At 67.5% G+C, this 12,228-nt stretch carries 11 protein-coding genes and 1 riboswitch; of the genes, 7 read left to right on the forward strand and 4 right to left on the reverse strand.

Features of this window, described 5'->3' with window-relative positions:
• Positions 1-4: 4 nt before the first annotated feature.
• Together cobS and cobU are read right to left on the reverse strand one after the other, a co-directional pair.
• Entirely contained in the window at positions 5-787 is a 783-nt protein-coding gene (cobS, locus tag ACFQX9_RS02635; RefSeq protein WP_204510763.1) for an adenosylcobinamide-GDP ribazoletransferase, read from the reverse strand.
• Positions 784-1,287: a bifunctional adenosylcobinamide kinase/adenosylcobinamide-phosphate guanylyltransferase gene (cobU, locus tag ACFQX9_RS02640; RefSeq protein WP_204510764.1), complete on the reverse strand. Its 504-nt coding sequence runs from the start codon at positions 1,285-1,287 to the stop codon at positions 784-786. Before cobU ends, cobS begins: the two co-directional genes overlap by 4 nt.
• A gap of 121 nt (positions 1,288-1,408) precedes the next feature.
• Between cobU and cbiB the strand changes: the two genes are divergently transcribed.
• Both cbiB and cobD read left to right on the forward strand, forming a co-directional pair.
• Complete coding sequence (gene cbiB, locus ACFQX9_RS02645; RefSeq protein WP_085385847.1) at positions 1,409-2,350, forward strand: adenosylcobinamide-phosphate synthase CbiB; 942 nt, start codon at positions 1,409-1,411, stop codon at positions 2,348-2,350.
• 11 nt (positions 2,351-2,361) lie between these two features.
• Positions 2,362-3,324, forward strand: coding sequence for a threonine-phosphate decarboxylase CobD (gene cobD / locus ACFQX9_RS02650; RefSeq protein ID WP_377786429.1), 963 nt, complete (start codon positions 2,362-2,364; stop codon positions 3,322-3,324).
• On the opposite strand, the gene ACFQX9_RS02655 is transcribed toward cobD, so the two are convergent.
• Positions 3,313-4,761: a cobyric acid synthase gene (locus ACFQX9_RS02655; RefSeq protein WP_377786431.1), complete on the reverse strand. Its 1,449-nt coding sequence runs from the start codon at positions 4,759-4,761 to the stop codon at positions 3,313-3,315. The two genes, cobD and ACFQX9_RS02655, sit on opposite strands and share 12 nt — an antisense overlap.
• A 10-nt stretch (positions 4,762-4,771) precedes the next feature.
• Positions 4,772-5,407: a cob(I)yrinic acid a,c-diamide adenosyltransferase gene (cobO, locus tag ACFQX9_RS02660; protein ID WP_247338640.1), complete on the reverse strand. Its 636-nt coding sequence runs from the start codon at positions 5,405-5,407 to the stop codon at positions 4,772-4,774.
• Positions 5,408-5,447: 40 nt separating this feature from the next.
• A riboswitch (cobalamin riboswitch) is annotated at positions 5,448-5,666 on the forward strand.
• A 94-nt stretch (positions 5,667-5,760) separates the two neighbouring features.
• Between cobO and ACFQX9_RS02665 the strand changes: the two genes are divergently transcribed.
• The 5 genes from ACFQX9_RS02665 to ACFQX9_RS02685 are packed head-to-tail and all read left to right on the forward strand — an operon-like array spanning position 5,761 to position 12,227.
• On the forward strand, positions 5,761-6,144 hold the full coding sequence (locus ACFQX9_RS02665; protein ID WP_018458658.1) for a DUF1636 domain-containing protein: 384 nt from the start codon (positions 5,761-5,763) through the stop codon (positions 6,142-6,144).
• The gene (cobW, locus tag ACFQX9_RS02670; protein WP_085352367.1) at positions 6,141-7,190 is read left to right on the forward strand and encodes a cobalamin biosynthesis protein CobW; all 1,050 of its coding nucleotides are present in this window, start codon (positions 6,141-6,143) and stop codon (positions 7,188-7,190) included. The genes ACFQX9_RS02665 and cobW overlap by 4 nt, the downstream gene beginning before the upstream one ends.
• On the forward strand, positions 7,190-10,438 hold the full coding sequence (gene cobN / locus ACFQX9_RS02675; RefSeq protein ID WP_377786434.1) for a cobaltochelatase subunit CobN: 3,249 nt from the start codon (positions 7,190-7,192) through the stop codon (positions 10,436-10,438). Before cobW ends, cobN begins: the two co-directional genes overlap by 1 nt.
• Positions 10,435-11,598 carry a precorrin-3B synthase gene (gene cobG, locus ACFQX9_RS02680; RefSeq protein WP_377786436.1) on the forward strand — a complete coding sequence of 388 codons (1,164 nt, stop codon included), beginning with the start codon at positions 10,435-10,437 and terminating at the stop codon, positions 11,596-11,598. Before cobN ends, cobG begins: the two co-directional genes overlap by 4 nt.
• The gene (locus ACFQX9_RS02685) at positions 11,598-12,227 is read left to right on the forward strand and encodes a precorrin-8X methylmutase (RefSeq protein ID WP_018458662.1); all 630 of its coding nucleotides are present in this window, start codon (positions 11,598-11,600) and stop codon (positions 12,225-12,227) included. Before cobG ends, ACFQX9_RS02685 begins: the two co-directional genes overlap by 1 nt.
• The last annotated feature ends 1 nt before the right edge of the window (position 12,228 follow it).

Raw genomic sequence — 12,228 nt, forward strand, 5'->3', positions numbered from 1 at the left:
TGCGTCACCCTCCGATCTGGAAAGCTGCGGCAACCAGCAGGATCAGAATCTCGCCGGTCTGCTCGAACGCGCCGAGGATGTCGCCGGTCTGCCCGCCGATCTGGCGGATGGCAAGTCGCGCCAGCATCAGGCCGGAGAGAGCGAGCAGGATCAGGCTCACCAGCGCCTTGCCCGGCCCAAGCGCGAGCACGAGCGCGAGGATTCCAACAGCGAATGCGATCGCAACGCTGCGGCCCGGCGGTGATCCCGCACTCGCCGACAGGCCGTCAGGTCGCGCAGGCGCGACCTGCGACATGAAGGCCGGCAAGCCCGCGCGGGCCGCAGTGTGCGCAGCGCACAGTGCGAGCGCGACGACCCACGGATTGGCGATCGTCGCGAGCGCGCTCCAGCGCAGGCCGAACGACAGGATCAGCGCGCAGACGCCATAGGTGCCGATCCGGCTGTCGCGCATGATCTCGAGCTTGCGCTCGCGGGTGCGGCCGCCGCCGAGCCCGTCGGCGGTATCGGCAAGGCCGTCCTCGTGCAGCGCGCCGGTGACGAGGGCGGTCGCGGCCAGCGCGAGCAGGGCGGCAAGGTTCGGCGACAGACCCAACAGGCTCGCGACCTTGTAGACTAAGGCGCCGGCAAGGCCGACCAGCAGTCCCGCGACTGGAAGAGCCCAGGTCGCGCGTGCGACGGCGCCGTCAGCTGCGGGCTTCGACAATGCGACGGGGAGGATTGTCACGAACGATGCCGCCATCCTGAGATCGGCGATGACGTCTCGCAAAAATTGGTCGCGCGGCATCATTTCAGTTTCATCGGCAGGCCGGCGACGACGAACTCGGCCTCGTCCGCAACGGCCGCGATGGCCTGGTTCATGAAGCCGGCGGCGTCGCGGAAGCTCCGCGCCAGCGCATTGTCGGGGACGATGCCGAGGCCGACTTCGTTGGTGACGAGAACGACGGGACTTTTCAGCCGGGGCAGGGCGCCGGCAAGCTCCTTGATCTCGCGTTCCCAGTCGCGCCCCCCATGCATCAGGTTGGAGAGCCAAAGCGTCAGGCAATCGACGAGCCGCGCGCCGCCGCCGTCGGTGGCGAGCAGCGCGGGCAAGAGATCGAGCGGCACTTCGCGTTCAATCCAGTCGGTTCCGCGGCGGGCGCGATGCATGGCGATGCGCGCCTCCATTTCGGCATCGAGAGCCTCGGCTGTCGCGAGGTAGACCGGCCGCCCGGGAAAGGCGCGCGTGCGCATTTCCGCGCGCTTGCTCTTGCCCGACCGTGCTCCGCCGGTGATCAAAATGACGGCCATGAAGTCTCCTGTCGGCCTGCACTAATCACCAAACGCGGCCAAAAACAAAGCCGAAATCCGCCAATCAGGGGCTTGCGCTCCGGCCACCCTTTGCGCAACAGGGGCAGGACAGGAGACGGGTGTGGGTTTTGCGGGTGCGATGGCGGTTGCGATGGTGGTGGATGCCCTGTTGGGCTGGCCGTCGTGGTTGTTCGCGCGGATCGGCCATCCCGTCACCTGGCTGGGCTGGCTGATTTCTGCCATCGACACCGCCTGGAATCGACCGTCTGATCCGCCGGCATTTCGCCGCGCCGCTGGTCTCGCCGGAGCGCTCGCGGTGATCGCGCTCTCGGTCGCGCTCGGCTGGGCGCTGCAGTCCCTGCTTCCCTTGGGCTGGATCCAGATCGTGCTGGTCGGCGTCCTCGCCTGGCCGCTGGTCGCCCTACGCTCCTTGCACGACCACGTTGCTGCCGTCGCAAACCCGATGCGAGCGGGTGACATCGCCGCCGCCCGAGACGCGGTCTCGCGCATCGTCGGCCGCGATCCCGCAGCGCTCGACGAGGCCGGGATCGCGCGTGCGGCGATCGAGAGCCTCGCCGAGAATGCATCCGACGGCATCGTCGCACCCGTGTTCTGGGGCGCGCTGTTCGGTCTTCCCGGCATTTTGGGCTACAAGGCGATCAACACGCTGGACTCCATGATCGGCCATCGCTCCGAACGCCACGAAGCCTTCGGCTGGGCCGCGGCGCGCATCGACGATGTCGCCAATTTCATTCCGGCGCGGCTGACCGGATTTCTGTTCGTGCTGCTGGCGCCCCAGCGATCCGAGGCGCTGTCGTGCATGACGCGGGACGCACGCCGTCATCGTTCGCCCAACGGCGGCTGGCCGGAAGCAGCCATGGCGGGTGGGCTCGGTGTGCGGCTCAGCGGTCCGCGGATCTATCACGGCAGCATCACGAACGAGCCATGGCTGAATGAAGCTGCGCGCGATCCGCTTGCCGCCGACATCGATCGAGGCTTGACGGTTTACCGCCGCACCATGCTGCTGCTCGCCGGCATCCTTGCGATCCTGGCCTTCGCGTGAAAGAACAGCGCATGCGCGAGCACGGTGGAAATCTCGATCAGGCCCAGCAGCGCTTCGGCGGTCGCGCGGAGGACTGGATCGATCTGTCGACCGGTATCAACCGCCTGCCTTATCCCGTGGGCGAGGTGAGTTCGCGCGCGTGGAGCGCGTTGCCGTCGCGCGCCGAGATCGAGGCGCTGCATCAGGCGGCGCGGCACGCTTACCGCACGAGCGCGGCGGTTGTCGCGCTCGGCGGCGCACAGGCGGCGATTCAACTGCTGCCGCAACTTGCGCCACCCGGCCGCGCGCGCATCCTCGCCCCGACCTACAACGAATATGCCGGGGTCCTCTCGGCCGCGGGCTGGGAGGTCCAGGAGGTCGGGGACTTCGACGCATTGGCGGGCGCGGACCTCGCCATAGTCGTCAATCCCAACAATCCCGACGGCCGATGCCACCCACCAAGGGATTTGCTGACGCTGCTGCCGCGCGTCGGTCGTCTCGTCGTCGACGAGAGTTTCGCCGATGTAGCCCCGCAGCTATCGCTTGCATCCGGGGACCGGCCGGGGCTGCTGATCCTGCGCTCCTTCGGAAAGTTCTATGGCCTTGCCGGCCTGCGGCTCGGTTTCGCGCTCGGCAATTCGTCCGACATCGCCAGGCTCGCCTCGATGTCGGGGCCTTGGCCGGTCTCGGGAGCGGCGATCTCCATCGGCTGCCGCGCGCTGCGTGACGATGCCTGGGCGGAGGCCACGTCCGCGCGGCTGGCGCGAGACTGCGGTCGTTTCGACGGCATGGTGCAGTCGCAAGGCTGGACGCTCGTCGGCGGGACCCAGCTGTTTCGTCTCTACGAGACGCCCGACGCGCCTGCCGCGCAGGAGAAGCTGGCGCGTCGCCATATCTGGTCGCGCGTGTTCGCGCGAGAGCCGACATGGCTGCGCCTCGGGCTTCCGGGCTGCGAATCCGAATGGACGCGCCTGGCCGAGGCTCTAGCGCGCTAGCGCGAGCAGGCCGTCGATGTCGAGATGTTGCTCGATGTGATCGGCGAGCGCATCGAGCGCGCTATCGACCCTGGCGTGATAGGGCTCGTCGCCGGCGGGAATGTCGAGCTTCGCCAAAAAGGCCTTGCGGAAATCATCCGACGTGAACAGGCCGTGCAGATAGCTGCCTTGCACGCGCCCGTCGCGCGAGATCGCGCCTTCCGGTTCGCCATTCAGCCTTGCGAATGGCCGCGCGCGATCCGGCCCATCAGTGCGGCCGATGTGGATTTCGTAGGCTTCGATCGGTTGATCCGTCGCGGCATGCACGGCCGCGACACGCGTCAGCGTCTTCTGCGGGCTCATCACCGTCTCGACATCCAGAAGTCCGAGACCCGGTGTGTCGCCGGCGGGGCCCTCGATCCCCTCGGGATCAGCGACGCTGCGTCCGAGCATCTGATAGCCGCCGCAGAGGCCGAGCACATGGCCGCCTCTGCGGTAATGCGCCAGGAGATCGATGTCCCAGCCCTGCGCGCGCAGAAAGGCGAGGTCGCCACGAGTGGATTTCGAGCCGGGAATGATGACGAGGCGCACGTCGCCGGGAATGGCCTCGCCCGGCCGCACCATCACGAGATCGACGCCAGGCTCGAGCTTGAGCGGATCGAGATCGTCGAAATTGGCGATTCGCGACAGCGCGAGACAGGCGATCTTGCATTGGCCCGGTTTGCGCGCATCGCTCAGGCCCAGCGCATCCTCGGCCGGCAGCTCGCCGGCGCGCGCGAACCAGGGCAGCACGCCGAGGCCGCGCCATGCGGTCTTTTCTTCGATTAGTCTGTAGCCGTCGTCGAACAATGTGGGATCGCCGCGGAACTTGTTGATGACAAATCCCTGGATCATCGCGGCATCGTCCGGGTCGATCACCGTCTTGATGCCGACGAGTTGCGCGATGACACCGCCGCGGTTGATGTCGCCAACCAGCACGACCGGCACGTCGGCCTTGCGCGCAAAACCCATATTGGCGATGTCGGCCTTGCGCAGGTTCACTTCGGCCGGACTGCCGGCACCCTCCACCAGAACGAGATCGGCGCGCGCCTTCAGCCGCTCGAAGCTCTCCAGCACGGCGCCCATCAATGACGGTTTCATCGCCGCATATTCACGCGCACGCGCGGTCGCGATGCGTTTTCCTTGCACGATCACCTGCGCGCCGACATCGGTCTCGGGCTTGAGCAGCACCGGGTTCATGTCGGTGTGCGGCTCGACGCCGGCGGCGAGCGCCTGGAGTGCCTGGGCGCGGCCGATCTCGCCGCCGTCAACGGTGACGGCTGCATTGTTCGACATGTTCTGCGGCTTGAACGGGACCACGCGCAGGCCGCGTCGCACAAAGGCGCGTGCGAGGCCGGCAACGATGAGCGACTTGCCCACGTCCGAGCCGGCTCCCTGGATCATCAATGCGCGCGCCATCGCGAGTTTCTTAGAACTCGACGCCGGCTTGCGCCTTGATGCCCGAGCGGAAGGGATGCTTGACCAGCGTCATCTCGGTGACGAGATCGGCGATCTCGATCAGCTCGTCCTTGGCGTTGCGGCCGGTGAGCACGACATGCGTCATCGGTGGCTTCTGCGTCGTGAGGAATTCGACGACCTCCGCGATGTCAAGATAGTCGTAGCGCAGCGCGATGTTGATCTCGTCGAGCACGACCATGCGGAGATTCTGGTCGAGGATCAGCTCCTTGGCCTTCTCCCAGCCGGCGCGCGCGGCGGCGATGTCGCGGGCGCGGTCCTGCGTCTCCCAGGTAAAACCCTCGCCCATGGCGTGGAATTGGCATAGGTCGCCGAAATGGCCGGTCAGCATGCGGCGCTCGCCGGTGTCCCAGGCGCCCTTGATGAACTGCACGACCGCGCAGGGGAAGCCATGGGCGACGCAGCGGACGATCATGCCGAAGGCCGAAGAGGACTTGCCCTTGCCGGCCCCGGTGTGGACGATGATCAGGCCCTTTTCGCCGCTCTTGGTCGCCATGATCTTGTCGCGGGCGACCTTCTTCTTCGCCATTTTCGAGGCGTGGCGGGCGTCGGTTTCGTCGGCCGTCTGGGTATCCGGTTCGGGCGTCATCGGACGGGGTCCTTCGGCTTGACAAGAGGCGGTCGGGGGCAAATGGTGGCCCGGCGTTGGTTCCTGTCCTACGACAGGCGAAGAGGGAATGCGATAGGGTCCGAATCGGCAAGATTTGGTTCCAAAATGCAGCCGCCCCCGCGACCGTGACCGGAGAGATGCCCGAAGCCACTGATCCCCTGGGGATCGGGAAGGCGGGGATCGAAGGGGAAACCCTGCTCCGCAAGCCGGGAGACCTGCCAACGCGGACGATTTTGGACCGGCGGACGGGGTGTTCCGCGACGGGGAAACGGGCCTTCGCAAGAACGGTTCGTGGGCCTCATCGCTTCCCGCTGTTTATTCTGGAAGAAGCGATGACCGTCACACTTCATGTCTGCATTACCTGCCGCGCCGGCGAGACACTTGGCGAAGGCGAGACGACGCCCGGCAAGCGCCTGCATGGCGCGATCCTCGAGGCCGGCGTGCCCGACGGCGTCAGCGTGGTTCCCGTCGAATGCCTGTCTGCATGCAACCAGGGTTGCTCCGTCGCGCTCAGCGCGCCCGGCCGCTGGTCCTATGTCTATGGCCGTCTGTCGGATGCGAATGCGAGCGATGTGGTCGCGGGCGCCGCGGCCTATGCGGCCGCGCCCGACGGCCTCGTGCCCTGGCGCAGCCGCCCGGAGATATTCCGCAAGCAATCGCTTGCCCGCATTCCCCCCATTTCCCCCTTGGCCGTCGTGCCGGAGGCCGCCGAATGAATTCGCTCGCAAAAGTCCCGGTCACGGTCGTCACGGGCTTTCTCGGCTCCGGCAAGACCACGCTGATCCAGCATCTGCTTGCCAATGCCAACGGCAAGAAGCTCGCGGTGCTCGTCAACGAGTTCGGCAGCGAGGGCGTCGATGGCGAGATTCTGAAATCCTGCGCCGATGCGAATTGCCCGGAAGAGAACATCATCGAGCTCGCCAATGGCTGCATCTGCTGCACCGTCGCCGACGATTTTATTCCGACCATGGAGAAGCTGCTGTCGCGGGCCGTCAAGCCCGATCACATCCTGATCGAGACCTCGGGCCTGGCGCTGCCCAAGCCGTTGCTCAAGGCGTTCGATTGGCCGGAGATCCGTTCGCGCATCACGGTCGACGGCGTGATCGCGCTGGCCGACGCCGAAGCTGTCGCCGCCGGCCGTTTTGCGCCCGACCCTGACGCCGTCGAAGCGCAGCGCGCGGCGGACGGCAATCTCGACCATGAGACGCCACTGTCGGAAGTGTTTGAGGACCAGATCGCCTGCGCCGACATCGTGCTGCTGACCAAGGCCGATCTTGCGGGCGCGGCAGGCCTCGAAGCAGCCAAGGCGGCGATCACCGCCGAGATGTCGCGCCGCGTGCCGATGCTGGCGATCACCGACGGCGCGATCGACGCGCGCCTCATCCTCGGCCTCGGTGCTGCCGCCGAGAACGATCTCGCCGCGCGTCCCTCGCATCACGACGGCGAAGAGGATCACGAGCACGACGATTTTGCGTCCGTCGTGATCGATCTTCCTGAGGTCACCGATATCGAAGCGCTGGTTGCATCCGTTCAGCGTCTGGCGCGCGAGCAGAATGTGCTGCGCGTCAAGGGTTACATCGCGGTGCAAGGCAAGCCGATGCGCCTCTTGCTGCAAGCGGTGGGCGAGCGCGTGCGCCACCAGTTCGACCAGCCCTGGGGCGCGGGTGCGAGGCAGTCAAAGCTGGTCGTGATCGGCGAGCACGGCGATATCGACGAGGCCGCGATCAAGGCGGGACTCGGTCTTTCAGGATCCGGTATCTGATGCACGTCGTCTTCCGCGAGAGCCGCGGTCTCGAGGAGATCGCGATACCAAGGGACATTGGCCAGGACCCGGCCGATCTCGTGGTGCTCTCGTATTCGGATTCCGATCTTGCCGCGTTCGCGGCCGGCTGGCGCCGTGGCCGCGACAGCCTGCCGTCGCTGCGGCTCGTCAATCTCGCAGAACTTCGTCATCCGCTCTCGGTCGACACCTATGTCGAACGCACGCTTGCGCACGCGCGCGGCATTCTCGTGCGTTTGATCGGCGGGGAATCCTATTGGCCGTATGGGCTCGCGGCCCTGCAGCAGCTGGCGAAGGAGCGCGGCATCGTGCTGGCCGTGCTGCCGGCCGACGGCCGCGACGATACGCGGCTGGACGCGTATTCGACCCTGCCGGTCTCGACGTTGCGGCGGCTCAAGGTGCTCTGCGACACCGGCGGCCCCGTCCCATCGCAAGCCGCGATCGCGCAGCTTGCGCTGGCTTCGGGCCTCTATGCGGGACCTGTTATCGGCGACATGACCGTGCCCGAGATGGGCTTTTACGATCCCGCGCGCGGCGTCATTGCCGCGCCGGCGTCGGGTGAGGGCAGGCCGCGCGCGCTCGTGGCCTTCTATCGCTCCTATCTCACCGCTGCCGACACCGGCCCGGTCGATGCCCTGATCGCCGCATTGCGCGAGAAGGGGTTCGACGCGTTTGGTGTCTTCGTTACCTCGCTGAAGGCTCCAGGCGTTGCAGATTGGTTGCGCGGATATCTCGCGCAAAATCCTCCGGCCGCGATCGTCAATGCGACCGCGTTCTCGGCGATGGGCGACGACGGCACGACGCCGTTCGACGCCGCATCCTGCCCCGTGTTCCAGGTCGCGCTCTCCACGGCCCGCCGCGAGGACTGGGCGAGCTCGCTCCGCGGCCTGTCGCCCGGCGACCTCGCGATGCATGTGGTGCTGCCCGAGGTCGACGGCCGCCTGTTCGCGGGCGTGGTGAGCTTCAAGTCTGCCGCGATGCGGGATCCCGATTTGCAATTTTCGCATCTGGCACACAGGCCTGACGAGGAGCGCGTGAAGGCCGTCGCCGCGCGCGTTGCGGCCTGGCGGCGCCTTGCGGAGACGCCGGCCGCTGACAAGCGGATGGCACTCGTGCTCTCCAACTATCCGGGCCGTCCGCATCAGATCGCGCACGCGGTGGGTCTCGATGCGCTGGCGTCGGTCGAGGCTTTGGTGTCCGACTTCGCGGAGGCCGGATTTGATCTCGATCCGGTCCATGCCCTCGGCGAGACGCTGCTCGAGCGGACCTTGAGCTGGAGCGTCGCCGATTACCGTGCTGCACTCTCGCGCCTTCCGCAAGTGTTGCAGGATGATCTCGCGCAAGCCTGGGGCGCGCTGGAGACCGATCCGGGTTGTCGCGACGGCGCGTTCCATTTCGCTGCGATTCAATGCGGCCGGTCGATCATCGCGGTTCAGCCGGAGCGTGGCGATGCGACCGCGCGCGATGCCGACTATCACGATCTCGCCCGCACGCCGCGCCATGCCTATGTCGCGTTCTATCTCTGGCTCCGCGAGCAGGGCTGTGATGCCGTCGTGCACATGGGCGCGCACGGCACGCTGGAATGGCTGCCCGGAAAATCCGTGGCGCTGTCGCAGGCGTGCTGGCCGGAAGCCCTGATCGGCGATTTGCCCGTCATCTATCCCTTCATCGTCAACGACCCCGGCGAGGCTGCGCAGGCCAAGCGGCGCCTGGGGGCCGTCACCATCGGCCATCTGCCGCCGCAGCTCGCAATATCAGCGGTGCCGGACGGATTGCGCAGGCTTGAACAGCTCCTCGACGAGTACTCGACGGCCGATGGTCTCGATCCCGCCCGCCGCCAGCGTCTGATCGCCGCGATCCGCGATGAGGCACGAGCGGCTGGCCTCGAAGACGATCTTGGCCTCGATGCAGCGGCCGCTCCGGCCGAAGCGATCCCGCGGATCGACCGCTTCGTCTGCGATCTCAAGGAAAGCCAGTTCGGCGACGGCCTGCACGTGTTCGGCCGCGGCGCCTGCGGTGAAGCAGAGCGCGACGCTTTGCGGGCCGCGCTTGCAGGCCGCCGCGTCGCGCCGGGGCCGTCAGGTTCGCCCTATCGCGGCCGCCAGGACGTGCTGCCCACGGGACGCAACCTTTTCGCCGTCGATCCGCGCGCGGTGCCGACGCCGTCGGCGCACGCGCAAGGCATCAAGCTCGCCGAAGAACTGCTACGTCGTCATTTGCAGGATCATGGCGACTGGCCAAAGGGCCTTGTCGTCGATCTCTGGGGCTCGGCGACGATGCGCACCGCGGGCGAAGAGTTTGCCATGGCGCTGCATCTGGCTGGCCTCGCACCGCGCTGGGATCATGCTTCCGGCCGTGTGACCGGCTACGACATCATCGCGCCCGCCGAGCTTGGCCGACCCCGCATCGACGTCACGCTGCGCGTCTCGGGCCTGTTTCGCGACGTCTTCTCAGGCCTTGCGCAATTGTTCCAGGCGGCAGCCGAGGCGCTGTCGGCCCGCGAGGACGAGGGCGACGAAAATCCCTATCGCCATCGCACATCGCGCGTGTTCGCGCCGCGTCCCGGGCAATACGGCGTGGGCCTCTCGGCAATCCCGGACGCCTTCACGCCCGAGACGCGCGAAGCCGCCGGCGAAGCGTGGCTCTCGGCATCGTCATGGGCGTTCTCGGCCGATGGCGAGGTCAAGCCCGATCGCGCCGGCATCGAGAAGCGGCTCTTGTCGGCCGATGCATTTGTTCACGTGCAGGATCTGCCGGAAACCGATCTTCTGCTCGCGGCCGACTATGCCGCGCATGAGGCCGGCATTGCGGCCGCCGCAGCACATCTCGGCGCGGCAGGACCATCGCTCTATCATCTCGACGCGACGCGCCCCGAGCAGCCGCATGCGCGTACGCTGACCGAGGAAATCTCCCGTGTCGTCCGCGCGCGCGCGGCCAACCCGGCCTGGATCGGGGGCATGATGCGCCACGGTTTTCGCGGGGCGGCCGAGATCACCGCGACGCTCGAGCACATGGCCGCCTTCGCGCATCTGGCCGGCGCCGTGCCGCCGCATCTGTTCGACCTCTACTACGATGCGACGCTCGGCCATGACGACGTCCGCGCCTTCATGGCCCGCGAAAATCCGGCGGCACTCGCCGCGATGGAAGCGTGTTTCACGCGCCTGCATGAAGCCTCGCTCTGGCGAACGCGCCGCAACTCGATTGCGGCTGCGCTGCGGGAGGCCTCATGAGTGCTTCCGTGGTCAAGGGCTGGTGTCCCGGCGCGCTGCGCCCGATGCAATCGGGCGACGGGCTGGTGGTCCGCGTGCGTCCGTTCGGCGGACGGCTCGACGCGGCGCAGATCTCCGGACTGGCTCATCTCGCCGAACGCCATGGCAATGGCCTGATCGACGTGACCAGCCGGGCCAATCTCCAGATCAGGGGCGTCAACGAGACCAGCCACAGGCTGCTGCTCGATGGCCTCTCCCAACTGGCGCTGCTCGACCCGGATGCGGAGACCGAATCCCGTCGCAACATCCTCGTGACGCCGTTCTGGCGTAGCGGCGACGCGACCCAATCGCTCGCCGCCGAACTCGAGGAGGCGCTTGCCGACAGCCGGCTCGAACTTCCAACCAAGTTCGGCTTCGCCATCGATGACGGCACCTCACGCGTGCTGGCGGGCGCTTCCGCGGACGTGCGGATCGAGCGCGATCGTTCCGGCGGACTGCTGGTGCGGGCTGATGGCGACAAACTCGGCCGCTCCGTCGCCCGTGGCGAGGCCGTGAGCACCGCGCTCGCATTCGCCGGCTGGTTCGTGACCTCAGGCGGCGCGAGAGGCGGGCGAGGGCGGATGGCGGCGCATCTTGCGGCCGGTGCAATCCTGCCGGCGGAATTGCGCGGCGAGGCCGAGCCGGCGCCGATCATGGCCGCGGCGCGTCCCGGCCTCTATGCGCAAGGTGCGATGGTCGGGGTCGCCTTCGGACAGATGGCGCATGCAACGCTCAACCAGTTCGCCGGTTGCGGACATGCGCTGCGCATGACGCCGTGGCGAATGGTTTTGAGCGAAGGCAAGCGCGTGATGCCGAACGCGACCGGCCTGATCACCGAGGCCTACGACCCTGCGCTGCGCGTCATCGCCTGTAGCGGTGCGCCACGCTGTCGCGAGGCGCATGCCGATACCCGTGGCCTTGCCGCGGCCCTGGCGCCGAACATCGGCGCGGCCGCACGGCTACACGTCTCCGGCTGTGCCAAGGGCTGCGCCCATTCTGGTCCCGCCGCCATCACTCTGGTCGCGACCGGCGCAGGCTTCGATCTCGTGCGCGCCGGGTCGACGCGCGATGAGCCCATCCTGCGCGGGCTGAATCGCGACGACATCGTCAAAGATCCCTCCATCCTGATGGGAGGGCACTGATGCCGCACACGTACGAGACCGACGGCGCGGCGATCTACCGGCAGTCCTTTGCCACCATCCGGGCCGAAGCCGATCTTGCGCGCTTCACGCCGGACGAGGAGCAGGTGGTGGTGCGGATGATCCATGCCGCCGGCATGGTGGGCCTCGAAGCGCATATCCGCTTCACATCAGGCATGGCGGTCGCCGCACGCGCGGCCTTGCAGAAGGGCGCACCGATCCTGTGCGACGCGCGCATGGTCTCTGAAGGAATTACGCGGGCGCGGCTTCCCGCCGCCAACGCCGTCATCTGCACGCTGGGCGACGAGACCGTTCCCGCGCTCGCGCAGTCCATGCGCAACACCCGTTCGGCCGCGGCCCTGGAGCTGTGGCGGCCGCATCTCGACGGCGCGATCGTGGCGATCGGCAATGCGCCGACCGCGCTGTTCCATCTCCTCAACATGCTGGAGGACCGGGACTGCCCACGGCCCGCGGCAATCATCGGCTGTCCGGTCGGCTTCGTCGGCGCGGCCGAATCCAAGGCTGCGCTGATGGCCGTTTCCCCGGTGCCGGCGCTGACGGTCGAGGGCCGCCTTGGCGGTTCCGCGATCACGGTCGCCGCCGTGAACGCGCTGGCGAGCCGGAGCGAATAGC

The organism is Bradyrhizobium sp. GCM10028915 (assembly GCF_042666195.1).
Classification (GTDB): domain Bacteria; phylum Pseudomonadota; class Alphaproteobacteria; order Rhizobiales; family Xanthobacteraceae; genus Bradyrhizobium; species Bradyrhizobium canariense_D.

What these genes read in the sequence shown, in the direction of transcription:
- cobN (WP_377786434.1), top strand. Translation starts at nt 7,190, where the DNA reads ATGCACGTCGTCTTCCGCGAGAGCCGCGGTCTCGAGGAGATCGCGATA.
- cobD (WP_377786429.1), top strand. Translation starts at nt 2,362, where the DNA reads ATGCGCGAGCACGGTGGAAATCTCGATCAGGCCCAGCAGCGCTTCGGC.
- ACFQX9_RS02655 (WP_377786431.1), bottom strand. Translation starts at nt 4,761, where the DNA reads ATGGCGCGCGCATTGATGATCCAGGGAGCCGGCTCGGACGTGGGCAAG.
- cobO (WP_247338640.1), bottom strand. Translation starts at nt 5,407, where the DNA reads ATGACGCCCGAACCGGATACCCAGACGGCCGACGAAACCGACGCCCGC.
- cobG (WP_377786436.1), top strand. Translation starts at nt 10,435, where the DNA reads ATGAGTGCTTCCGTGGTCAAGGGCTGGTGTCCCGGCGCGCTGCGCCCG.
- cobS (WP_204510763.1), bottom strand. Translation starts at nt 787, where the DNA reads ATGATGCCGCGCGACCAATTTTTGCGAGACGTCATCGCCGATCTCAGG.
- cobW (WP_085352367.1), top strand. Translation starts at nt 6,141, where the DNA reads ATGAATTCGCTCGCAAAAGTCCCGGTCACGGTCGTCACGGGCTTTCTC.
- ACFQX9_RS02665 (WP_018458658.1), top strand. Translation starts at nt 5,761, where the DNA reads ATGACCGTCACACTTCATGTCTGCATTACCTGCCGCGCCGGCGAGACA.
- cobU (WP_204510764.1), bottom strand. Translation starts at nt 1,287, where the DNA reads ATGGCCGTCATTTTGATCACCGGCGGAGCACGGTCGGGCAAGAGCAAG.
- ACFQX9_RS02685 (WP_018458662.1), top strand. Translation starts at nt 11,598, where the DNA reads ATGCCGCACACGTACGAGACCGACGGCGCGGCGATCTACCGGCAGTCC.